Source organism: Caulobacter sp. UNC279MFTsu5.1 (assembly GCF_900114015.1).
GTDB lineage: Bacteria > Pseudomonadota > Alphaproteobacteria > Caulobacterales > Caulobacteraceae > Caulobacter.
In genome coordinates, this window is the sequence record NZ_FORN01000038.1 from 38,287 (window position 1) to 59,665 (window position 21,379).

Here is a 21,379-nt window from a genome sequence, read left to right on the forward strand (position 1 = left end):
ATCTTTCACGTAAGCCTATGCAAGGAGGGGGCCTTGGCATTGATCCGCATCAAGGCGCCGGATGGGGCTGCGCGCAGGGACCGAGCCGAGTTTCTCGTCCGTCGCCTGTCGGAAGCTCAGTAGGCGCTCGCACCCCGGTCGGTCCTGGTCTCCGATGTCGGGGCCGAACGTCGCCTTTCTGTAGGCGGCCAGAGGACCACTGCTGGCGCCGGTCGCCCGCCCCGCCTTGTGATCTATGCCGTCGGCAACACCACCGTCGCCGACAGCCCGCCGCCTTCGCGGTTGGCCAGGACCAGTCGGCCGTTATGCGCCTTGGCCAAGGCCTGGACGATCGACAAGCCCAGGCCCGCTCCGCCTGTGCCCCGGTTGCGCGAGCCCTCGCCGCGCTCGAACGGGGCGGCGACGCGGGCCAGGGTCGCATCGGGCAAGCCGGGGCCGCGGTCCAGCACGGCGATCCGCGCCTCTCCGTCCGCGACCTCGACCTCCAGCGTCACCGCTCCGCCATAGGCGACGGCGTTGTCCGCGAGGTTGTTCAGCATCCGCCGCAGGGCGACGGGCGAGACCAGGGCGGTCACCGGCGCGCCGGGCGACAGCGTCAGATTCTGGCCCATCTCGGCGCGCAGGGCCACCAGGGCCTCCAGCTCGCGACGCACCTCCACCGGCCGCGCGCCTTCGCCGCGTCCGGCCTCCTGGCGGGCGAACAATAGGGTGTCGTCGAGGAGCTGGGACATCTCGGAGAGGTCCTTGGCCGCCTTGGTCCGCTGCTCGGGATCGGCGATGAACTCGGCCCGCAGGGTCAGGCGGGTCAGGTAGGTGCGCAGGTCGTGGGCGATAGCAGCCAGCATGCGCGTGCGCTCGTCGACCAGGCCGCGGATGCGCCCGCGCATGGTGTTGAAGGCGCCCGACAGCTCGCGGATCTCGCGCGGCCCGCCCTGCGGCAGGGGCGCGGCGTCCAGATCGTCGCCGAACCGCGCCACGGCCTGGGCCAGGCTCGCGACCGGTCGCGTCGTTTGGTGCACGGCCATCATGATCATCAGCAGGGTCACCGCCAGCAGGGAGGCGCAGGCCAGGGTGATACGGCCTAGATAGCGCCGCGCCGCCTCGGGCGCGCGCCGACGCAGGGTCAGGACCGAGCCGTCCTTCAGCCGCACCGACAGGCGCAGGGCTGCGCGGCCGGGCATGTAGCCGTCGCGCAGGCGCCCGCCGCGCAGCACCTCGATCCGCCAGTCGCGCCCCGCCAGGACCCGGGCGTAGGCGGCGTAACCCGGATCGCGGGCGTCTGCCGGGCGGGCCCGGCGCAGGGTGGCGGGGAAGTCCGCGGCAAGGCTGGCGCGGATCACCCCGGTGTCCAGCGCCTTCATCACGGCCGGGCGAGCCGACGGCGGCGAGGCGTCCAGGGCCTCGACCATGGCCATCGCTTCGACCGGCTGCGGCAGCTGGTAGAAACGCACGCCACCGCCGTTGCCCGAAGGCCAGATCAGCAGGACCGCGCCCAGCACCAGCAGGGTCGTCAGTCCCGCCAGCAGGATGGCGGCGACGCGCGAGGAGAGGTTGTCGAGCAGCGCCATCAGAGTCGCTCGACCGGCGCACTGAACAGGTAACCGCCGCCGCGCACGGTCTTGATCAGTCCTTCGCCGCCCGCGCCGGAGGCCAGCTTGCGACGCAAGCGCCCCAGCAGGACGTCGATCGAGCGGTCGAAAGGGCTGGCGCTGCGACCGCGTGTCCAGTCGAGCAATTGGTCGCGGCTCAGCACCCGCTGGGTATGGCGCAAGAAGGCCATCAGGAGGTCGTGCTCGCCGCCCGTCAGGGCCACCGGCTGACCCCGCGCATCGATAAGATCGCGGCTGGCCGGGTCCAGCCGCCAGCCGGCGAAGCCGTAGACCTCGCCCGGCGGCGCGGCGGCCACGCGGTGGACCTGGCGCGTGCGCCGCAGAATGGCGCGGACGCGGGCCAGCAGCTCGCGCGGATTGTAGGGCTTGGCCAGGTAGTCGTCGGCGCCGATCTCCAGGCCGATGACCCGGTCGATGTCGTCGCCCTTGGCCGTGACCATCAGGATCGCCATGTCGCCCGTGGCTCGCAGGCGGCGGCACAACGACAGGCCATCCTCGCCGGGCATCATGATGTCCAGCAACACGAGGTCGACGCGGCGGCGGACGGCCAAGCGATCGAAGGCCGCGACGTCCTGGCAGCCCACGACCTCCCAGCCCTCGCGGCGCAAGAGGCCCAACGTCAGGTCGCGGATCTCGGCGTCGTCCTCGACGACCGCGATCAGGGTGTTGTCGATCATGTCCAAAGCCTTGCCCGAGCCGGGCGGCGCGGAAAAGGCCAAGGGAGCCACAATTACATTTCGATACGTTTCGTCGACGGCGAAACATCAAGGAGAGCCCTATCACGTGGTTTCTGTCCGGCGACGAGGGACGTCACTCCACCGACGGAGACACCATGCGTAAGTCCGTTCTTGCCGCCGGCCTGTCCGCCACGGCCCTGTTCATCGCCCTAGCCCCCGCTGCGGAGGCCGGCCAGCACGGCCGCACCGTGCGCGTCCAGGGCGCTTTCGGTCGCGGCTATGTCCACGACCGTCACGTCAATCGCCAGCCGGGCGCCGTCTCGGTCTCGCGCGGGACCCAGACCAACGGCGGCTACGGCGTCGCCAGCCAGCGCGGCGCCAGCTGGGGCGACGGCGTCTATTCGAGCGGCGCCAGCCGCACGTTCAACAACGGCGCCTCCGCCAGCCGTTCGACCAGCGTCGTCAATAACCGCGACGGCTCCTACAGCTACAGCCACAGCCGCACCGGCTACGATGGCGACACGCGTTCGGTCAGCGGCACGGTAAGCCGTCCCTGATCGCACCTTCCCCGGGCCGGCGCACGCCCCCGCGCCGGCCCATCCTCCCGTTTCGAAGAGACCGTCGTGAAGAAGACCCACCTGTTGACCGCGACTTTGGCCGCCGCCCTCGTCGTCACCGGCGTCACTGGCGTCGCCGACGCCCAGAACGGCCTGCGCGGCAAGATGCGCGAGCGCATGGCGCAGCGCCTGCAAGCGAAGAGGGCCGAGGAGGAGCGGCCGATCGACCTCCAGACCATCCTGCCCGGCGCCCGGAAGCTGACCGCCGCCTACGGCGCCGATCCGGCCCAGGTCCTCGACGTCTACCTGCCGCCGAACCTCCCGCGCGACGCGCCGGTGATCATCATGGTCCATGGCGGAGCCTGGAAGATCGGCGACAAGGCCAATACCGGCTCGGTCGAGAACAAGCTGCGGCGCTGGCTGCCCAGAGGCTATGTGTTCGTCAGCGTCAACTATCGCATGCTGCCTCAGGCCATGGCCTACGCCCAGGCCCAGGACGTCGCCGCCGCCCTGCGCTGGACGCAGAGCCACGCCGCCGACTGGGGAGCGAGCGACCGCAAGATCATCCTGATGGGCCACTCGGCCGGGGCGCATCTGGTCGCCCTGCTGTCGTCCAGACCCGATATGGTCGGCAAGCCGTGGGCCGGGACGGTGGTGTTGGACTCCGCGGCGATGAAGATCTCCGCGACCATGGCCGGCCGCCATCCGAAATTCTACGACGAGGCGTTCGGCAGCGATCCCGCCGGTTGGGCCCAGGCTTCGCCGATGGACCGGTGGACGCCCTCGGCCGTGCCGATGTTCCTGGTCTGCTCGACCAAGCGTCCCGACAAACCCTGCGACGACGCCCGCGCCTTCCAGGCCATGGCCGGGCGCGCGGGGGTCCCCATGCCGGTGCTGCCCCGCGCTCTCACCCACGCCGACATCAACCGCACCCTGGGCCTGCCCGGCGACTACACCGACGCCGTGGACGGGTTCATCAGGACGCGCGCGGGGCTGTGAGGCCGAAGGGTCGTGGAGGGACGACAGGTCGACGCCGGCCACGCACGCGTAGTGTCGGAGGTCTGCTTCCTGGAGCTCATCCAGTGGCCGTGAACGCCGGCGGGGCGATCCAATCGGTCCTCCAGATCAGCTACGACGCGGCCTCGCGGCTGGCGAGTCTTGGCCAGGACCTGGCCGGCACGGGCCAGGACCAGACCCATGGTTACACCTATAATGCCGCCGGCCAGATCAAGAGCCGGACGGCGAGCAACGACGCCTACCAATGGACGGGCGGCGGCGCGGTTAGCCGATCCTACGGTTCGAACGGCCTGAACCCGTTGACCATCTCAGGTTCGCTGACCCTGGCCTATGACGGACGGGGCAATCCTTCCTCCGACGGCGCGAGGACCTTCGGCTACGACGTCCAAAACCAGCTGACCAGCGCCTCGACCGGCGCGACCCTGGGTTATGACCCCGGCCGGCTGTCGCAGATCTCGGCCAGCGCCGCGACGCGCTTCCTCTATGACGGCGCCGCCATCGCCGCCAAGTACAATGCCAGCGGCGCCATGCTGCGCCGCCCCCGGCCCCCGCGTCGACGAGCCGGTCGCCTGGTACGAGGGCGCGGGCGTCTCCGACCGCCGCTGGTTGCGTTCGCGGTCGTGGATGGGTAGGCCGCCGACCCGGCAACTGAACCGGCGGTTCAAAGGGTTGTTGGCTGTTATCGCAGCGACGGTCGGCTTGGGCCGACCGTCGCGCTTTGCTCAAGCGTGTCGCGCTTAATGCTTGGGTTTCAGCAGGCCATGCATGCCGATCCAGCGCACATAGGCGTCGAACCAACCGGTGCTGGTGGTTTCCTTCTGATACATGCCAAAGCCGTGCCCGCCCTGTTCGTACAGATGGAACTCGACCAGCCGCTTGGCCGACTTCCAGCTGTCGATCAATCCGAAGCCGCCGTTGGCGAAGAACGGGTCGTCGGCGGCCAGCGCGACGAACATCGGCGGCGCATCGGTCGGGACCGTCACGGGCGCGAGCGAACCGTAGATGAGGCCGATGAAGGCGGGCTTGGCGTCTTCGCCGTTCAGGGTTGTCGCCATGGTCAGCATGGCGCCGGCCGAGAAGCCGATCATGCCGACGCGATCGGGATCGACATGCCATTCCGTTGCGCGCTTGCGCACCAGGGCGAAGGCCGCACGGGAGTCCGCGATCTGCGGGGCCAGGCCGGCCATGGCCATCTGCGGATTTGGCCGCGGGGGACGGGCGGCGGCGCCCGAGAACATCTGGTTCATCGAGCGCTCGAACCCGGGCATGTCGGCTGGCGTCTGGTTCAGGCGGTATTTGAGCACGAAGGCGGCGACGCCCTTGTCGGCCAGCGCCCGGGCGACCTCCCAGCCCTCGTTCTCCATCGACAGGGTGCGGAATCCGCCGCCGGGCGCGACGATCACCGCGGCGCCCGTCGCCTTGGCCGGATCCGGGAGGAACGGGGTCAGGGTCGCGACCGTGACGTTGCGGGCGAAGAGGCTGCCATATTGGCTATGCCAGGACTCCGGCGCCGTCGCGCCCGGCAGGGCGCCGGTATCCAGCGTGATGGCGTTCGGCTGTGCGGGGATCGGCACCACTTGCATCTTGTCGTTCTGGGCGTAGGCCGGCGTCGCCAGGGCGCAGGCGACCGCCACGCCGATCGCGGCCAGACGCGTCCAGGTCGGTCGGACCTTTTCCATCGAACTGATGTTTCTCATGACAGTTTCTCCCTTTGCTTGTTGTTTTGGGCCTGCGATCGGCGCGTCGGTTGTTGGGGTTGCTACTTGGCCAGGGCGACATCCGCATCAACCGCGAAGGCGGCCGACTGGCTGGGCGCGCCGCTGTCGGGTTGACCCGAACCCACGCTCACCTTGTAACGCCCCGCCGCGACCCGGCGCTGGCCGTCCAGGTCCACCGAGCTGAGATCCCGCGGCGACAGCGTGAACGTTACCGTTCGCGCCTCGCCCGGCTTGAGGGCGATCCGTTGGAAGCCGCGCAAGGCGATCCGCGGAGCGCCGGGCGTGTCGGGGAAGTCGAGGTAGAGCTGGGCCACTTCGTCGCCGGAACGCGCGCCGACATTCCGCACGCTTGTGGTCACGCGCAGGCCCTTGCCCGCGCCAGCGGCGGCCGGCTCGATCTTCAGGGGCTCGTACGCGAACCGCGTGTAGCTGAGGCCGTAGCCAAACGGGTACACCGCCGCACCCTCGAAGTAGCGGTAGGTGCGGCCAGCCATGGCGTAATCGCCGAACGGCGGCAGGTCGTCGACCGAGCGATAGAAGGTCAGCGGCAGACGTCCGGCGGGGTTGGTCTTGCCCGAGAGGACATTGGCGATGGCCAGTCCGCCGGACTGCCCCGGATACCAGGCCTCGAGAATCGCCGAAGCGTTGTCCTTGGCCCAGGAGAGGTTCAGCGGGCTGCCGTTCATGGTCACCACGATCAGCGGCTTGCCCAGCGCCTTGGCCTGTTCCAGCAGGGCCTGCTGGTCGGGCGGGATGTCGAGCGTGGTCTTGTCGCCGCCCTTGAAGCCGGGGACGTCGACCGGCGCCTCTTCGGCCTCAAGATCGGACGTCAAGCCCACGACGGCGACCAGGACGTCGGCCTGGTCGGCCGCGGCCTTCAGATCGCCGGCGGGATCGTCGGAGATGCGCTTCCAGACCAGGTCGACGCCCGACAGCGCGTGAGACTCCGAGGCGATCTCGACGGGGTATTTTCGCCCCTTTTCCAGCTTGATCGTCTTCAAGGTCGGCAGGCTGCCCCAGCCGGACTTGCGCAGGTCGGCGAACGGTTTGCCGTCCAGCTTGAGCTCGCCGTTGAAGCCGGTCAGGCCCAGGCGATAGGTCCCGCTCTCGGGGGGGACCAGGAAGCCGGTCCAGACCACGCGATGGTGATCGGAGACTGTCGCCAGATCCAGGCTGCGGGCCGCCACGTCAGGCTCCAGGCGCGTGACCACCGGCTTGTCGGAAAACCGCATCTTGGCGACAATGTCGCCGAAGGTCCCAGGCGCGAAGCGCTTGGGCGCGGGCTCGGTCGGATTGTAGTAGCGGGCCAGGAGGCCTGGCTTGCCGTCGGGCGACCGCAGCGCCGAGGTCGGCACGCGGTCGCCGTCGGTGAACGAGGCTCCGAACGGCGCGTGGACGATCCGCGCCGAAGGCATGGCCTGGCGCAGGCCGGCCAGCACGGAAATGGGCGGCGCCGACTGGGCCGAGGAATAGTTGCCGCGCAGCACGCGAGTGGCGTCGCCCAGCGGTCCGATCACGGCGATCCGTGTGTCCGCCTTCAGCGGCAGCAAGCCGTCGTTCTTCAGCAGGACGAGGCTCTTTTCACCCGCGACCAGCGCCAGGGCCTCGTGTCCCGGCGTCATCACGCTCGCCGGAGCCTCCGAAGCGGTGTCGGGCGCGCGGACGCCGGGAAGGTCGCCCGCGCGAAGGCGGGCCGAGAACAGCCGCACCAGCGACCTGTCGACGTCTTCGGCGCTGATCAGGCCGCGCCGCAGGGCCTCGCGGTAGCGCTCGGCCAGGCCGTCGGTGTCAGTGAGCGTCGCGCCGTTGCACTCGTTGTCGACGCCAGCTCGCATGGCCGCGGCGACGGCCGTGGCGGCGTCCGGGGCGTATTTGTGATTGTCGCTGATGTCCTTAACCGCGTCGCAGTCGGAAACGACGTAGCCGTTGAAGTCCCAGGCCTCGCGCAGGTAGTCCTTGAGCAGCAGGTCGCTGGCGCAGGCCGGCTGGCCGTCGATCCGATTGTAGGCGCACATCACCGAACCGGCCCGCCCCTCCGTGATCGCGGCGCGGAAGGCGGGCAGATACGTGTCCTCAAGGTCATGCCGCGAAACGAAGACGTTGGCGCTGTGGCGGGTCGATTCCGGACCGCTGTGGACGGCGAAGTGCTTGGGCGTGGCCACCACCTGCGGCAAGTCCGGATTGGGGCCCTGGACGCCCTGGACGAAGGCGACGCCCATGCGCGCGGTCAGGAAGGGATCTTCGCCATAGGTCTCCTGGCCTCGGCCCCAGCGCGGATCGCGGAAGATGTTGATGTTGGGAGACCATGTGTCGAGGCCGGTGCCGATGCGACCCATGCGGCCGGTGTTCCGCGCCAGCGTGTGCAGTCCGCGAACTTCGGCCCCGACCGCGTCGGCGACGTCGTGGACCAGCGCGGGGTCGAAGGTCGCGGCCAGGCCGATCGGTTCAGGGAAGTTGGTGGTCGGCAAGGCGCCGAGCGCGCCGTGCAGCGACTCCGTCCACCAGTTGTAGGCCGGAATGCCCAGCCGCGGGATGGCCGGGGCGGTGTTGAGCAGTTGCTCGACCTTTTCGTCCGACGTCATCTGGCCGACCAGTTGGGCGGCCAGGCGGTCGGCCTTGACGCGGTCGGCCGAGACCGAAGGGGAGGGCGGGTCGGCGGGCGCGGCGCGGGCCAGCGTCGCGCCGATCGACAGCGCGCCGGACAGGGTCGCGGCCAGGCCGCGTCGACGCCATTTGGATCTGGACATTATTCGTCACCTTGCGAGTTGATCCGGGGTTTCTTTTCTTCCGGCGCGGGGCCCGCGCGCTCGATCACCTTGCGCGCGCCTTCGGGCCAGGCCTGACCATCGACGGCCATGTTGTCGACGAGCCGATTGTTGGCGTAGCCGGACCAGCTTCCGTTGGCCTTGCCGGCGTTGTGCCAATTGCCGCGCGCGACGTTGTCGGCCGCGGTCCGCCGAGGGTGGGCGCCGTCCAGCGCGTTCAGATTGACCCAGAGGCCCAGGCCGTCGAACACGTTGTCGCGCACGGTCACGTAGCGCGAGCCCTCGTCGAGATAGACGCCGATGCCGCCGGGGACGTCGTATACGTGGTTCTCGGCGATCAGGGCGCCAGGGTCCGCCGACAGATGGTAGATGGCCCCGCCGTCGGGGAACCAGCGTTTGACGCCGTGGACCCGATTGCCCACGATCACCGCGTCGCGCAGGATGGTCGGGGTGTCGTAGACGACGTTGCCGGGCTGGTCGTAATAGCCTCGGTTCAGTGACATGTAGGCCGTGTTGCCGCCCGGGTCGTTGACTCCCCAGCCCCAACCCACGTCGATGCCGTCATAGGGGGTTTCGGAGACCTCGTTGTGTAGAATGATCGGCGCCGTCGCATAGGTGACCAGGATCGCGGCCTGTTCGCGATAGACCTGCGAGACCCTGGTGATGGTGTTGTCGCGAATGACGATGTCGCGCACCGCGAGTTCTGGACTGGAGGGGTGGTGCGCGTCCGGGGTCACCCCGCCGACCATGATCGCGCCGCCGGCCAGGTCGACGAACCGGCTGCGCACCACCTCGACCGAGCGAGTCTGCAGGCCCACGCCGCTCAGATTGGCGCTGGCGTCATTGCCGACGCCCAGCCCGATCTGGCCCAGGCGGGTGAATTCGGCGTTCTCGAAGAGGATCCTTGTCGCCGCCGCGACCTGCACCGCGGCCGGCTGCTGGCGCCAGTGGTTGCGCATGGCCTCGAAGGCCCAGCACCCCCAGCTGCAATCCCGGATCGGGTCCGCCGGATAGTTCGGCGTTTCGCCGGCCAGGAAGGCGCCGCTCTGCTGGCTGGCGTAGCCCTCCGGCCCGGAGGGGCCAAGCCAGCTGGTGTGCTGGAAACTGATCCCGGAAAACTGCAGATCATGGACCGGACGGCCTGGCGCGCCGGCCACCGACACCAGGGCCGACAGTCTGGGCATGATGACCTGGCTCGTGGCCAGCGGTTCGCCGGCTCTTGGCTTGTAGTAGAGCTTGCCGCGCGCGGGATTGGCCCACCAGTCGCCCTCGTCGCGCACGAAGGCCAGGGCGTTGGCGATAAAGAACCGAGCCCGATCGCCTGAGACCGGGCGGGCGAAGGTGTCATAGCCGATCAGATTGTTGCGCCAGCCCGGCTGGGCCAGCACGATGCGATCGCCGTGAATGCTCTCCACCCGGGCCCGGCGGTCGGTGAAGAAGCCGGTGTTCTCCACCTCCATGCGGTCCTGGTCGGGAATCTCGGCCAGGAAGCGCCAAGCCGGATCGACGATCTGGATGCCCCAGTCGTGAAACGCGAACGCCCGCCTCGGAGCCTCGACCTCGGCGCGACGGGCCGGTCGGTCATTGACCCAGAGTTGGCGCGGATCGGCGCCGCGCGGGATGTCGGCGACCCAGATGTTTCGCCGCGCGTCGGCGATTCGCCAGCCGGCGACCGGGACGCCACCGGAGATCACGGGTCGGGCGCCTGCGACCGCTTCCCAGCGCACCACGTAGCCATTCTGGCCGCCATCCGCTTCGGAGAAGCGCAAAGGCGCGCCCAGGCGATAGACGCCGTCGGCCAGCCGCACCGTCACCGAATGGCTCGCGTTCACGCCGCGAACCGCCGCCTGGGCCCGCTCGAGGCTCGCGAAGGGACGCGCCGACGAGCCGTTACCGGTGTCAGATCCACGCGGCGAGACTTCGAAAACCACGGGGACGGGCGCGGGGCGTTCGTGGATCTCCACCGCGGCGAAGGCTTGCTCGGAGTTGGGCCGGCTGGCCGATGGAATTGCTGGGATGGGGAAGGTCGGAAGCGATTGGGCGACGGCGGGCGCGCCGCCGAACAGCGCCAAACCCAGGGCGTGCGCGATCGCGGATCCGCCCTGGATCCGCGATCGGACGCTCGCCGCGTCGGCGCCAGGCCGGGCGGAGGGCTTGGGCGCCTGGGCCGGCTTCATACCGGCTGCAGGCCGTGTTCGACGATCTTGCGGATCAGGTCACGGTGGCGAGGCAGATTCGCGCGCAGGCGTTCGGTCTGGACGGCGTTCTCGCGCAGCGCTCGTTCCGCCATCGAGCGTTCGTCCGCCAAGGCCTCCGGCTCGATCTCTGTCCGAAAACCCATGCCGTAGAGCACGTATTGATAGCTGGCGGTCGGGAAGACCTCCTCGACCCGGTCGAACTCGTCGTGCAGCCAGGGCGGTTGATGGCGCCAGAGCCGCAGGAGATCGGCCAGGCGCTCGGGAACGGTCTCGGGATCGCGGTTGTCACGCCAGAAGGCGGTGTCGGACCGTTGGCTGAGCACATAGTGCAGCTTGAGGAAATCGATGATCCGGCCCCAGCGATAGTGCGTTGTGGCGTTGAAACGCGAGGCGACGACGTCCATCACCTCACGGCAGGCCGGCATCTGCATGGCGATCATCTTGGCCGAGAGCTCGATCAGCACGATGGCCGAGGCTTCCAGCGGTTCCAGGAAGCCCGCGGCCAGGCCGACGGCCACGCAGTTGCGTTTCCAGAACGTCTCGCGGTGACCCGAGCGGATCGGAATCTTCCTGGCCGAGAGGTCGCGGGCGGCCGGGCCGATATAGGCCCGCAGTTCGCGTTCGGCGTCTTCATCGGAGATGTAGCGGCTGGAATAGACGTGTCCGACGCCGCGGCGCGTGGGCAGGCCGATGTCCCAGATCCATCCGGCCGACTGGGCCGTGGAAATGGTGTGGCTGGCGATCGGGCTGGTTTCGCTCTCGTAAGGGACCTGGATGGCCAGCGCCGTGTCACAGAACAGCACGTTGCCGCAATCCCGGAACGGCACGCCAAGGGTCTCGCCCAGCAGCAGGGACCGGAAGCCGGTGCAGTCCACGAAAAGATCGCCTTGGATCTCGCCGCACTGTTCGGTGACGACGCCGCGTATATCGCCGTCCTCGGTCAAGGCGACGCCGCGCACGTCCGCCAGGACATGGCGCACGCCGAGCTTGTCGCAGCAATGACGCTGCAGAAACGGCGCGAACTTGCCCGCGTCGAGATGGTAGGCGTAGTTGGCCACGCCCTGGTAAGGGCCGGCGGTGATGGTCTTGGGCGCCAGGCCGTCGTCGCAGAGCCGTCCCTGCGGGGTGACCGCGTCGCAGAAGCTCTGAGTTCCGTCGCCGGCCAGCCAGTGGGCCGCGAGGTTCACCTGCGAGAAGCCCTGCGGCAGCATCAGCGGGTGGTAATAGGCGTCGTCGGCCGCGCCCGTGGTCCAGCGCGCGAACTTGGCGCCCTGTTTGAACGCCGCGTCGCATTCGCGAAAGAAGTCGGTCTCCGACACGCCGATCGTGGCCAGCGTCGTGCGCAGGGTCGGCCAAGTGCCTTCGCCCACGCCGATGATGGGCGTGTTTGGCGACTCCACCAGCGTGACGGTAAAACCGGTCGCGGCGCGCGCGCGGTGTTTGGCGGCGATAATGCCGGCGGTAAGCCAGCCGGCGGTTCCGCCGCCGACGATGACGATGTTCTTGATGGGACGCACCATGACCTCGAAACCCGGAAAAAACGACTGGGAAGATCGAACGATTGATCTTCCCAGTCGAGGGGAGGTGCCTAGAAGCGGAACCGCGCCCCGGCCGTATAACGTCGGCCATAGGCGAAGACGTCGAGCAGCTGGTTGTCGAACCGTCCGTGCGTGCTCTGAGTCTCGTTGGTGAGATTCAGGGCTTCGAAGAACAGGTTGACCTGCTTGGTCAGCGCGTAGCTGGTGCTGAAGTCGATCTGCAGGCTTGGGTTCTCGAAGGTCGGCTCCGAACCGAAGGCGCCGGTGTTCTGGTTCTGGCCAAACTGGCGCAGATATTCCTTGCGGTAGTTGACCGCGAACCGCGCTTCGAAGCCGTTCTTGTCGTAGAAGGCCACTAGGTTGGCGGAGTCGGCCAAGCCCGTGATCGCAAAGCCGCTCTGGGAGATGTCGGTGCGGTCATAGGGCTTGTTGGTGTCGACCAGGGTAACGTTGCCGTTGAAGCCGAAGCCGCTGTCGCCGAACACGTGTTGCCAGGCCAGTTCGACGCCGCGCACGGTCGCCTCGGGCCCGTTCACCTGCTGGGTGACGCTGAACAGCGCCGGCTGACCGGTGGAGGGATCGATCACGCCGTTGATCGTCTGGCGCTGGGTGCCCCCGACGATGAAGTTGCTGACGTCCTTGATGAAGAAGTTGACCGACGCATAAGAGTTGGGCCGGTAGTACCACTCCACCGCTGCATCGAAGTTGTCGGCCAGGTACGGCTTCAGCGCCGGGCTGCCGCCGCTGGCCGTCAAGGCGCCGACCCGCTGGCCGGTCCCGACGCTGAGTACGGGCGTCAGCAGGTTCAGGCCCGGACGGGTCAAGGTCCGCGAGGCGTCCAGACGCAGGTGGATGCTGTCGGTCAGTTCCAGCTTCATGTCGACGCTGGGCAACAGGTAGGAGTAGTTGCTCTTGGTTGAGACGGCCTGGGGATTGCTCAGGACCACCGTCAGCAGGGTCGGATCGCCCGTGTTGGGCTTGATCTCCGTGGGCAGCTGACCAAAGCCGTTGGCCGTGACACGGGTGTTTTCTTCGCGCACGCCGGCGTTGAAGTGGAACGGCATGCCGGCCACATCGACGTCGAAATTGGCCTTCACGAACAGCGCCCAGGTCTTTTCGGTGATGTCGCGGATGCTGCCGTTGTCCAGCGCCAGGTCGAACGCGCCGGTGAATTGGGTTCCGACCGTCCCAGCGCCGTAGTTGAAGCCGGGGATGTTCTTGGTCTGCGGATTGCCCAGGCTCGTCAGGTACTGCTGGTAGGCGTGAGCGTCGAACTTCAGCAGGTATGGCGGTAGGGCGCCGTCGAAGCCGGGGATGAAGTTGTTGGTGCCGACGCGGCCGGTGAACAAGCTGGCCGGAACCAGGACGCCGCCGTGGTTTCCGGACGGCGGGCCATAGCCCGAATAGGCCTGCCAGTAGTTGTTGGCGAAGGTGTTGCGGTTCTGGAGTTTGTAGTGATCTTCCAGATAGCTGCCGCCGGCCTTGATGCGGAAGCCTTCCTGTTCCCAGGAGCCGGCGAACCGCAATTGCTTGACGACGTCGGTGTTCTCCTGGGCCTGGCGCACGGTGACGTGCGAACCGATGACCGCGGTGTCAGCCCAGCGTGTGGCGTCGCCGTTGGGGCCGTAGCTGTGGAGCACCGGCAGGGTGTTCTTGCTGTCGCCGCCGATGCTGATGCCCAGGGCTGGACCGATGTCGAAGCCGTAGCCGACGTCGGCGTTGTCGCTGCTAATTTCGCCACCGGGGTTGAGCCAGCTCTTGGCGTAGCTACCGTCGGCCTCGAACTTCAGGTTATCCGACACGTCCCACTGGACGTTCAGGCCGGTCTGGTTGGTCTGCAGGACCGAGCGATCGGTTCCCGCCACGAAATCGGTCTGCGAGCCGCCCTGGGTGAAGTCGACCGTCGTGCCGTTCTGATCCAGCTTGACGTTTCTCAGGTTGTCCTGGTTGAACCAGATGCCGTAACCGAAGTTGTCGGCGCGGATGTTCTGGCGCGAGTAGTTGTCGTCCAGGGTCACCGTCACGCCGTCGACCGGGGCCCATTGCAGGGCGATGCGCCCGTCGATCCGTTCATCCTTGGTGTAGATCTGGCTTGCGCCGGCTTGCTGTTCGAACCAGCCGAGGATGGTCTTGCCGGCCGGGTCGGCCAGCTGGGCGTCCGTACAGGAGGGCGTCAGCTGGCAAGGCCTGTAGTAGCCGCCCGGCCAGCCGCTGACGAAGACCCGGTTGGTCTGGGTGTCGTGGCGCGTGTACATCGCGTCGACCAGCACCCCGAACTTGTTGTCGGCGAAGGTGTCGCTGAACAGCGCGCCGATGGTCGGCACGACTTTGCCTGCGTCGTCCTGCATCGAACCCGAGGCGGTGAACGCCATGCGGCGGCCGGGATGATCGAACGGCTTGGGGAAGGCGACATTGACGGTCGCACCGATCGAGCTGCTCGACAGCGAGACGTCGGGGGTCTTGAGCACGGACAGGCCGCCGACGAAGTCAGCGCCGACGGTGCTGAAGTCCACCGAGCGTCCGCCCGAGGCCGTCGAGATCCGACGGCCGTCATAAAGAGTTTCGTTGAAGTCGCCGCTGAAGCCGCGAACGGTGATCCCCGTGGGCTCGCCGCGCGCGCCGGCGCGCTGGATGGACACGCCGGGCAGGCGTTGCAGCGACGCGGCGACGTTGGAATCGGGAAACTTGCCGATGTCCTCGGCCGAAATGGCGTCGACGACGCCCGCCGAGCTGCGTTTGATGTCGAGGTTGCGTTGCAGCGAGCCCCGCAGGCCCGTGACGATCACCTCTTCGACGACGGTGGCTCCGCCGGACTGCGGCTCGGCGGCCTGTTCGCCCGCCGGCGCCGCGACGGCCGAGGCGGTCGCCATGGGCTCTTCGGCCGCGCGCTCGGCGGCGTTGGCCGCGCCACACAGCGCGAGCGTCAGAAAGCTGGATGCGCCGACAAGCGCCGCCTTGGACGCCCACTGAATCGCGGGCGCATTATTCTGACTAGTCTGACTAGTGAGTTGGGTCTTTTTCATGTTTCCCCTCCTGTTTCCTCGAGATGAACGCGTGCGCTATCGCTCGGCCGAACGCATGTTTTCAGCCGTTACGTCTCATTTTTTGAAAGAAAGGGGCCTCAGCCGTCGTCCTTACGGTCCGATCGCATCATCGTCTCCCTATGCAGAATATCTTTTTATTACTGAGAAGGTAGCGCTAACAGGTACCGGTATCAAGGGTATTTGTCGGGGTAGTTGTCGGCGTGTTGCGCCGGTGTCGCAATCGCGGCTATCGATCATGCAAACACGCACGCGGCCTTAAGCGGCGGCGTTCAACGAGGAAACGACCATGGATCTGGAACTGCTGAACGCTCGGGATCACGCCGGCTTGCGCCAGGCGGACCTTCCCGCCAAAGGGCCGCATTTCGTTCAAATCGTCGCCGCCGAGTTCGTCGCCGCCGCGGCGACCTGCCCGATCTTCCTGACTAAGAACCCGGACACGGGACAGTTCTACGCCGGGGCGATGTTCGGCTTCGAGCCGGGCGAAAACCTGCTGGCGGGCGATTCGTCTGGACGGCGAGCGTTCGTGCCGCTCGATCTTGAGCGGCAGGGTTTTTTCCTCGCGCCAGGCGGCGCCATCGCGATCGACCCTGACCATCCGCGATTTGGGGCTGGACGTGGGGCGGCGCTCTTCGAGGCGGACGGGCAGCCAAGCCAGGCGTTGCGTCGCATCCAGCACGTGATCGCGCAGTTGACCACCGGCGTTCCGGAGACCGACGCCTTGATTCAAGCGCTCGTCGCCCAACGGCTGGTCGAGCCGATCGACATCGACCTGTCCTTCGACGACGGCAAGACCGTGAGCCTGGGCGGCCTCTACACCGTCAGCCTGGATGCGCTGGCCGAGCTGGAAGACGCGGCCGTGCTCGAGTTCTTTCGCCGAGGCTACCTTCAGCTCGCCTACGCTATGGCCGGATCGCTCAAGCAGGTTTCGATCCTGGCGCATCTGAGAAACGAGCGGTTGGCGGCATGACGTCGGGCGGGCCGGAGCCGACGCCTGTCGAGCTTGACGCTGTGGAAGGATGGGACGCGGCAGGGTTCGCGCGCGACCTGGCGCAGGCCTGCCGGCCGATCGTGCTGCGCGGTCTGTGCCGCGATTGGCCGTCGACCCGGGCGGCCTCGTGCTCCTGGCAGGAGTTGTCGGACTATTTGATCGGATTCGACGCCGGGTTGCGCGGCCAGGCTTTTGTCGGCGCGCCGGCCATCGCCGGGCGTTATGACTACGGTGACGGGCCGGACGGATTCAATTTCGACCGCGAATCCCTCACCCTGCGCCAGACCCTGGAACGCATCGACCAAGCCGCCGCCGACGCCGGCCGCACCAGCATCTATATGGGTTCGCTGCCGGTCGACGACTATCTGCCGGGCTTCGCTCTGGACCATCAGGTCGCTTTCCTGCCAGCGACAGCGCGACCCCGCGTCTGGCTTGGCAACGCCGGCCGCGTAGCCTGCCATTACGACACCTACGACAACCTGGCTTGCGTCGTCGCCGGCCGCCGCCGCTTCACGCTCTATCCTCCGGACGCGGTCGGCGATCTCTATGTGGGCCCGATCGATCATACCCTGGCGGGCCAACCGGTGGGGTTGGCGGTCGGGGCCGAGCCGGACGACCCGCGCTTTCCGCGTTTCGAAAACGCCCGGCATCGCGCCGTGGTGGTCGAGCTCGCGGCTGGAGACGCGCTTTATCTGCCCAAGCTCTGGTGGCACCAGGTCGAAGCGCTCGAGCCCCGGAACCTTCTGGTCAACTATTGGTGGGACGGGTTCTCAGCTGGACCTGACGCGCCGTTCGTCACCATGATGCTGGCGATGATCGCCATCGCCGAACGCCCTGCGGCCGAGCGCCAGGCCTGGCGTGCGTTCTTCGACCACTATGTCTTTCGCCCGAACGGCCATCCGCTGAGCCATCTTTCGCCCTCGCGCCACGGAATCCTCGGGCCGTTGGCGGACGGGAACTATGGGAAGATCCGCGCCAGCGTCATGCGAATGCTGCGCGGTGGCTAGGGCGCCGACCGTCGGAGGTCGGCGCCCATGTCTTTATCGCGAGCCGGCCGAGATCGGGAATTCGAACACCGTCGCCGAGATGGGCGGAACCACCAGGCGTGAACCAGGACGGGAAACCGGACCGGCCGTGACGGTCACGCCCGCTGGCGCCCCGACCTTGTTGGCCGCCTCCAGTGATGCGCCGGTGAGGACCCAGCGGCGGCCTGCGCCGCGTACGGCGAGGGACTTCAGATCCAGGTCCAACGGCTGCGGATCGAAGGTGGCGTTGACCACCCCGATCCGCAGGGTCTTGCCGTCGGGGCCGAGGCCCGCGATCACGTCAAGCGGATAGGTGGGACTGCCGGCGCGCACCTTGGGGTGAGCAAAGCCGACCGGATAGCGCGGTTCCGGCTGCGCGGAGTCACCGAGAACGGCGACCGGGGTCACGCCGGCGCCGAAGTGTTCGCCGTAGAACTTGAAGACCGCGCCGGTCGAGTTGAGCGTCGCGTCGGTCGGCGTGATGTCCATGGTCGAGGCGCCGGTGGTGAAGGCCGACATGGTCAGAAAGTCGGTGTGGCGCAGCATCTCCTGCAGGACCAAGGCGTAGGCCAGAGCGGACTTCAGATTGACCTCGCCGAAATAGGCGTACTCGTCGATCGACAGGAAGGTCTTCTTGTCCTTCATCGCCGGGAAGCGTCGTTCGTAGATCTTCCACTCTTCGGCCTTCATCCGCACCTGATTGGACGGCGCACGGGCGTACTCCATCAGTTCGGCGTCGGCCGGAGCGTCCGGGCGCTTCTCGGGTCGGTCGTACCAGTGCTCGGAAATGCCGTCGAAATTGCCCCAGGCCTTGGCCAGGAGGCCGCCCGTCCAGTCCTGCTCGGTGCCGAACTTGGGCGCGATGCTGTCGAGCGAGGCGTTCTCCTGGACGTCGCGCGGATGCAACTGGTCGGGCATGGCGCCCGAGCCGATCAGGGTGATCGTCGGATCGACCGTGCGCATCGCCTTGGCGAAGGCGTTGTGCTTGATCATGAAATAGTCGAGCGAGGTCTTGCCGATCTGCCACCAGCCGTACGGCTCGTTGCCGATGTTCCAGAACTTGACGCCATAGGGTTCGGGATGGCCGTTGGCCGCGCGTCGTGCCCCCCAGACGCTGGTCGCCGGACCGTTGAGATACTCGACCTCTTCGGCGGCCGAATTGGCGTCGCCGAGACCGGCGTCGACGGTCACGTAGGGCTCCACGCCGAGAATCCGGGTCAGGTCCATCCATTCGTCCATGCCGATGTCGTTCGGCTGCATCGCGCTCCAGGCGTGGTCGAACATGGGTTCGCGCTTGTCGCGCGGCCCCAGCGCGCCATGCCAGTCCCAGTTCGACAGGAAGTTGCCGCCCGGCAGGCGCCACATGCCGGAATTGAGCGAGCGCGCGATGGTCGTGGTGTCGGCGCGCCACCCCCGGATATTGTCGGAGGGCATTAGGGACACCGCGCCGACGCGGAACGCCCCCGAGCCGAGGCCGGTGATCTCCAGGCGCGCATCGGCGGCGTCGGCGGTGGGGACGAAGCTGAACGGCGCGCGCTTCCAGTCGCCGTCGGGGGAGGGCAGGGCGACGGTCTGGCGATCACCGGGGGCGGGGCCCCAGATCAGCGTGACTGCCACCTGGGCGCCGGCGTCCCCGGACAGCAGCACATAGCCGTCGTAGCGCTTGCCCCTGGCGAGCCCGAGACCTGATTGCGCGAGACCCCTGCGCACCGTTCGATCGAGCGCGACGCGGGGGCTCCGGGCGCCGACGTAAGGGTTCTTGGCGTCCATGGCGACGGCGTCGTCGCCGCCGACCGGCCGCCATTTGCGGTAGGACACGCCGGGTCGTCCCTCGGCGTTCAGCGGCGGCGGCGTATCAAGGGCGGGCGGGACGACCGGATAGTAGAACTTGCGGTCGTCCAGCATCTCCGCCCAGAGCGTGCGCGCGACGAGGCCGCCGATGGGCTCGACGAACATGCCGTACTCGTACCGGGTGATCGGTGCGGCGCGTTGGGCGCCGTCGATCGTCACCTTGACCGGCTCCGAGGCCGCCAACGCCGAGCCGGCCATCGTCCAGCCAAGACAGGTGGCCAGCATCCATCCGTATCGCATGCAATTTCTCCCTAATGGCTCTGTCATTTGATCGCGGCCCCCTCATGGGAGGCCGCGTTATCGTTATCTTGGGCTCGCGGAAGTTCCGCCGATCGGTATCGCGACCAAGTTTGGCCGGTCATTCTCGACAAGGGCCGCTCCGTCGAGAGGCTCCAACCCCGAATGGCGACGCTTGACACGAGTTTATTTAGCCGGACAAATGGTAGCGCTAACAAGCCGTGCGATGCAACATCAAGAATACGCGGCGGGGAGGTTCGAATGATCGTTCGCGACAGCCGCGGCCAGAGGGCCGGTGGTCGATTCCAGGGTTGCCTCGCGGTGATCATGGCGCTTGGGCTGGCCATGCCGATGGACGCGGGCGCCCAGGTCACGACCAAGGCGCCGCCAGCGGTTCCGGGCGCCAGGCCCGCGACGGTCGAAAGGATCAAGGTCCATTCCGTAGCGATCGAGGGCAACCTGGAGGGCGAGAGCGCCGACCGCGACGTGCTCGTCGTGCTTCCCCCCGGCTACAAGAGCCATCCCGACCGGCGCTATCCGGTCGTCTATGCCTTGCACGGCTATTCGATCGGCGCCGAACAATGGGTCGGCGAGATCCACGTGCCCCAGACGATCGAAGGCGCCTTCGCCAAGGGCGCCGCCGAGATGATCGTCGTGTTGCCCGACAGCAAGACCATTCACAACGGCTCAATGTACTCCAGCTCGCGGACGACGGGCGATTTCGAGACCTTCGTCGCCAACGACCTCGTCCGCTACATCGACGGCCACTATCGCACCTTGCCCAGGCGGGAGAGCCGGGGCCTGGTCGGGCATTCGATGGGCGGCTATGGCGCCAGCCGCATCGGCATGCGTCACGCCGACGTCTTCGGTGCGCTCTACATGATGAGCCCCTGCTGCCTGTCGCCGCGCGATCCCGGCCAGTTCAACGCCGAAGCGGCGTCGGCCTTGGCGCAGGTCAAGACGGTGGAAGACGCGCAGAAACTGTCCTGGGGCCTGCGCGCACAACTGGCCACCGCGGCGGCTTGGTCGCCCAATCCCAACAAGCCGCCGCTCTACTTGGATCTTCCGGTGGAGAACGGCCAGGTCCAGCCTGATGTGCTGGCCAAATGGGCGGCCAACGCGCCGCTGGCCTTCGTCGACCAGTACGTCGGCGCGCTGCGCCGATACAAGGCCATCGCCATCGATGTCGGCGACCGGGACGGCCTGAAGGTCGACGCCGCCAAGCTGCACGAGGTGTTGGATCGATACGGCGTCGTCAATAGCTTCGAGATCTATTCGGGCGACCACACCAGCGACGTTCCGAGCCGTTTCCAGGAGAACGTCCTGCCGTTCTTCAGCAAGAACCTGGCGTTCCAGGCCCGGTAGTAAGGCGGCGCCCCCGCGTGGGGCTTCCGAAGGCACGCCATGAACCTTTCCCGCACCGCCGCCGTTCTGGCCGCCACGCTTCTTTTGTCGGCGACGCAGGCCGTGGCCGATCCGCTGTCGCCGGCCGGGAACGCCTTCATCAGCGACATCGGCGAAGCCAAGATCATGGGCGCGGCGCGCGTCCCTGGGGGATACGGGGTTGGTGAACATCGACGGCAAGCTCCTGGCGCGTTCGCGAGCGCCGAGCGTCGGCTAACCGCCGCAGGACCTCGGCGTCGATGTTTCGGGGGTCAAGTTGCTCGAACTGATCTGCCGATCACCGCATCCAGCTTCCGTGACCTGGGGAGACGCAGCGTTGCACCGTTAGCTTCCGACCGCGATTCTTGACCTGAACACGACACCTTTTTCCCGGCGCCGACGACCGCGCCTCATAGGACTCTCGATGGTTTCCTCCGCCGCCTTCCAACCAAAGCTTCGTTCGCGCGCCTGGTTTGACAATCCCGACAACGCGGACATGACGGCGCTGTATCTGGAGCGCTACCTGAACTTTGGGCTGTCGCTGGAGGAGCTGCAGTCGGGCAAGCCGATCATCGGCATCGCCCAGACCGGCAGCGACCTGTCGCCGTGCAACCGCCACCACCTGGTGCTGGCCGAGCGGATCCGCGAAGGCATCCGCACGGCCGGCGGCATCGCCCTGGAGTTCCCGGTCCACCCGATCCAGGAGACCGGCAAGCGGCCGACCGCGGGCCTGGACCGCAACCTGTCCTACCTGGGCCTGGTGGAGACCCT

Annotated in this window: 16 protein-coding genes; 8 read left to right on the forward strand and 8 right to left on the reverse strand. The window is 67.6% G+C overall.

Annotation, left to right across the window (positions count from 1 at the left end; genetic code table 11):
- Positions 1-233 precede the first annotated feature (233 nt).
- The gene (locus BM066_RS18845; RefSeq protein ID WP_089929904.1) at positions 234-1,568 is read right to left on the reverse strand and encodes a sensor histidine kinase; all 1,335 of its coding nucleotides are present in this window, start codon (positions 1,566-1,568) and stop codon (positions 234-236) included.
- Positions 1,568-2,287: a response regulator gene (locus BM066_RS18850; protein ID WP_089929915.1), complete on the reverse strand. Its 720-nt coding sequence runs from the start codon at positions 2,285-2,287 to the stop codon at positions 1,568-1,570. Before BM066_RS18850 ends, BM066_RS18845 begins: the two co-directional genes overlap by 1 nt.
- Before the next feature lie 155 nt (positions 2,288-2,442).
- Between BM066_RS18850 and BM066_RS18855 the strand changes: the two genes are divergently transcribed.
- The 3 genes from BM066_RS18855 to BM066_RS18865 all read left to right on the forward strand — a co-directional run bounded on the left by BM066_RS18855 (position 2,443) and on the right by BM066_RS18865 (position 4,493).
- Positions 2,443-2,844 carry a hypothetical protein gene (locus tag BM066_RS18855; RefSeq protein ID WP_089929905.1) on the forward strand — a complete coding sequence of 134 codons (402 nt, stop codon included), beginning with the start codon at positions 2,443-2,445 and terminating at the stop codon, positions 2,842-2,844.
- 66 nt (positions 2,845-2,910) lie between these two features.
- Positions 2,911-3,843, forward strand: a complete 933-nt coding sequence (locus BM066_RS18860; protein WP_089929906.1) for an alpha/beta hydrolase — start codon at positions 2,911-2,913, stop codon at positions 3,841-3,843.
- Positions 3,844-3,926: 83 nt separating this feature from the next.
- Positions 3,927-4,493 (forward strand): hypothetical protein, encoded by a 567-nt coding sequence (locus tag BM066_RS18865; protein ID WP_177218497.1) that lies wholly within the window; start codon positions 3,927-3,929, stop codon positions 4,491-4,493.
- Between the two features lie 105 nt (positions 4,494-4,598).
- Here BM066_RS18865 and BM066_RS18870 read toward each other — a convergent pair whose 3' ends face one another.
- The 5 genes from BM066_RS18870 to BM066_RS18890 all read right to left on the reverse strand — a co-directional run bounded on the left by BM066_RS18870 (position 4,599) and on the right by BM066_RS18890 (position 15,103).
- A complete protein-coding gene (locus BM066_RS18870; RefSeq protein ID WP_089929907.1) occupies positions 4,599-5,558 on the reverse strand; it encodes an alpha/beta hydrolase in 960 nt (319 codons plus the stop codon).
- Between the two features lie 62 nt (positions 5,559-5,620).
- Positions 5,621-8,326 carry a glycoside hydrolase family 3 protein gene (locus tag BM066_RS18875; RefSeq protein ID WP_089929908.1) on the reverse strand — a complete coding sequence of 902 codons (2,706 nt, stop codon included), beginning with the start codon at positions 8,324-8,326 and terminating at the stop codon, positions 5,621-5,623.
- The gene (locus tag BM066_RS18880; protein WP_089929909.1) at positions 8,326-10,521 is read right to left on the reverse strand and encodes a right-handed parallel beta-helix repeat-containing protein; all 2,196 of its coding nucleotides are present in this window, start codon (positions 10,519-10,521) and stop codon (positions 8,326-8,328) included. Before BM066_RS18880 ends, BM066_RS18875 begins: the two co-directional genes overlap by 1 nt.
- Positions 10,518-12,062, reverse strand: a complete 1,545-nt coding sequence (locus BM066_RS18885) for a tryptophan halogenase family protein (protein ID WP_018113009.1) — start codon at positions 12,060-12,062, stop codon at positions 10,518-10,520. The genes BM066_RS18880 and BM066_RS18885 overlap by 4 nt, the downstream gene beginning before the upstream one ends.
- A gap of 68 nt (positions 12,063-12,130) precedes the next feature.
- Complete coding sequence (locus tag BM066_RS18890) at positions 12,131-15,103, reverse strand: TonB-dependent receptor (RefSeq protein WP_089929910.1); 2,973 nt, start codon at positions 15,101-15,103, stop codon at positions 12,131-12,133.
- 307 nt (positions 15,104-15,410) lie between these two features.
- On the opposite strand from BM066_RS18890, the gene BM066_RS18895 reads away from it, so the two are divergent.
- Both BM066_RS18895 and BM066_RS18900 read left to right on the forward strand, forming a co-directional pair.
- Positions 15,411-16,091, forward strand: a complete 681-nt coding sequence (locus BM066_RS18895; RefSeq protein ID WP_018113052.1) for a SapC family protein — start codon at positions 15,411-15,413, stop codon at positions 16,089-16,091.
- Between the two features lie 41 nt (positions 16,092-16,132).
- Complete coding sequence (locus BM066_RS18900) at positions 16,133-17,119, forward strand: cupin-like domain-containing protein (RefSeq protein WP_255367648.1); 987 nt, start codon at positions 16,133-16,135, stop codon at positions 17,117-17,119.
- Positions 17,120-17,152: 33 nt separating this feature from the next.
- Here the strand turns inward: BM066_RS18900 and BM066_RS18905 are convergent, their stop codons facing one another.
- The gene (locus tag BM066_RS18905) at positions 17,153-19,228 is read right to left on the reverse strand and encodes an alpha-L-arabinofuranosidase C-terminal domain-containing protein (protein ID WP_049801611.1); all 2,076 of its coding nucleotides are present in this window, start codon (positions 19,226-19,228) and stop codon (positions 17,153-17,155) included.
- Positions 19,229-19,486: 258 nt separating this feature from the next.
- Between BM066_RS18905 and BM066_RS18910 the strand changes: the two genes are divergently transcribed.
- From BM066_RS18910 to BM066_RS18915, 3 genes are all read left to right on the forward strand, one after another.
- Positions 19,487-20,590, forward strand: a complete 1,104-nt coding sequence (locus BM066_RS18910) for an alpha/beta hydrolase (RefSeq protein ID WP_089929911.1) — start codon at positions 19,487-19,489, stop codon at positions 20,588-20,590.
- Positions 20,591-20,629: 39 nt separating this feature from the next.
- Positions 20,630-20,977, forward strand: coding sequence for a hypothetical protein (locus BM066_RS26550; protein ID WP_177218498.1), 348 nt, complete (start codon positions 20,630-20,632; stop codon positions 20,975-20,977).
- A 55-nt stretch (positions 20,978-21,032) separates the two neighbouring features.
- On the forward strand, positions 21,033-21,379 hold a 347-nt coding region (locus tag BM066_RS18915), incomplete at its 3' end, for a dihydroxy-acid dehydratase domain-containing protein (protein WP_177218499.1).

Coding starts and splice junctions, on each gene's coding strand:
- BM066_RS18845 (WP_089929904.1), bottom strand. CDS start 1,568: ATGGCGCTGCTCGACAACCTCTCCTCGCGCGTCGCCGCCATCCTGCTG.
- BM066_RS18850 (WP_089929915.1), bottom strand. CDS start 2,287: ATGATCGACAACACCCTGATCGCGGTCGTCGAGGACGACGCCGAGATC.
- BM066_RS18855 (WP_089929905.1), top strand. CDS start 2,443: ATGCGTAAGTCCGTTCTTGCCGCCGGCCTGTCCGCCACGGCCCTGTTC.
- BM066_RS18870 (WP_089929907.1), bottom strand. CDS start 5,558: ATGAGAAACATCAGTTCGATGGAAAAGGTCCGACCGACCTGGACGCGT.
- BM066_RS18875 (WP_089929908.1), bottom strand. CDS start 8,326: ATGTCCAGATCCAAATGGCGTCGACGCGGCCTGGCCGCGACCCTGTCC.
- BM066_RS18880 (WP_089929909.1), bottom strand. CDS start 10,521: ATGAAGCCGGCCCAGGCGCCCAAGCCCTCCGCCCGGCCTGGCGCCGAC.
- BM066_RS18885 (WP_018113009.1), bottom strand. CDS start 12,062: ATGGTGCGTCCCATCAAGAACATCGTCATCGTCGGCGGCGGAACCGCC.
- BM066_RS18890 (WP_089929910.1), bottom strand. CDS start 15,103: ATGAAAAAGACCCAACTCACTAGTCAGACTAGTCAGAATAATGCGCCC.
- BM066_RS18895 (WP_018113052.1), top strand. CDS start 15,411: ATGGATCTGGAACTGCTGAACGCTCGGGATCACGCCGGCTTGCGCCAG.
- BM066_RS18905 (WP_049801611.1), bottom strand. CDS start 19,228: ATGCGATACGGATGGATGCTGGCCACCTGTCTTGGCTGGACGATGGCC.
- BM066_RS18910 (WP_089929911.1), top strand. CDS start 19,487: ATGATCGTTCGCGACAGCCGCGGCCAGAGGGCCGGTGGTCGATTCCAG.
- BM066_RS26550 (WP_177218498.1), top strand. CDS start 20,630: ATGAACCTTTCCCGCACCGCCGCCGTTCTGGCCGCCACGCTTCTTTTG.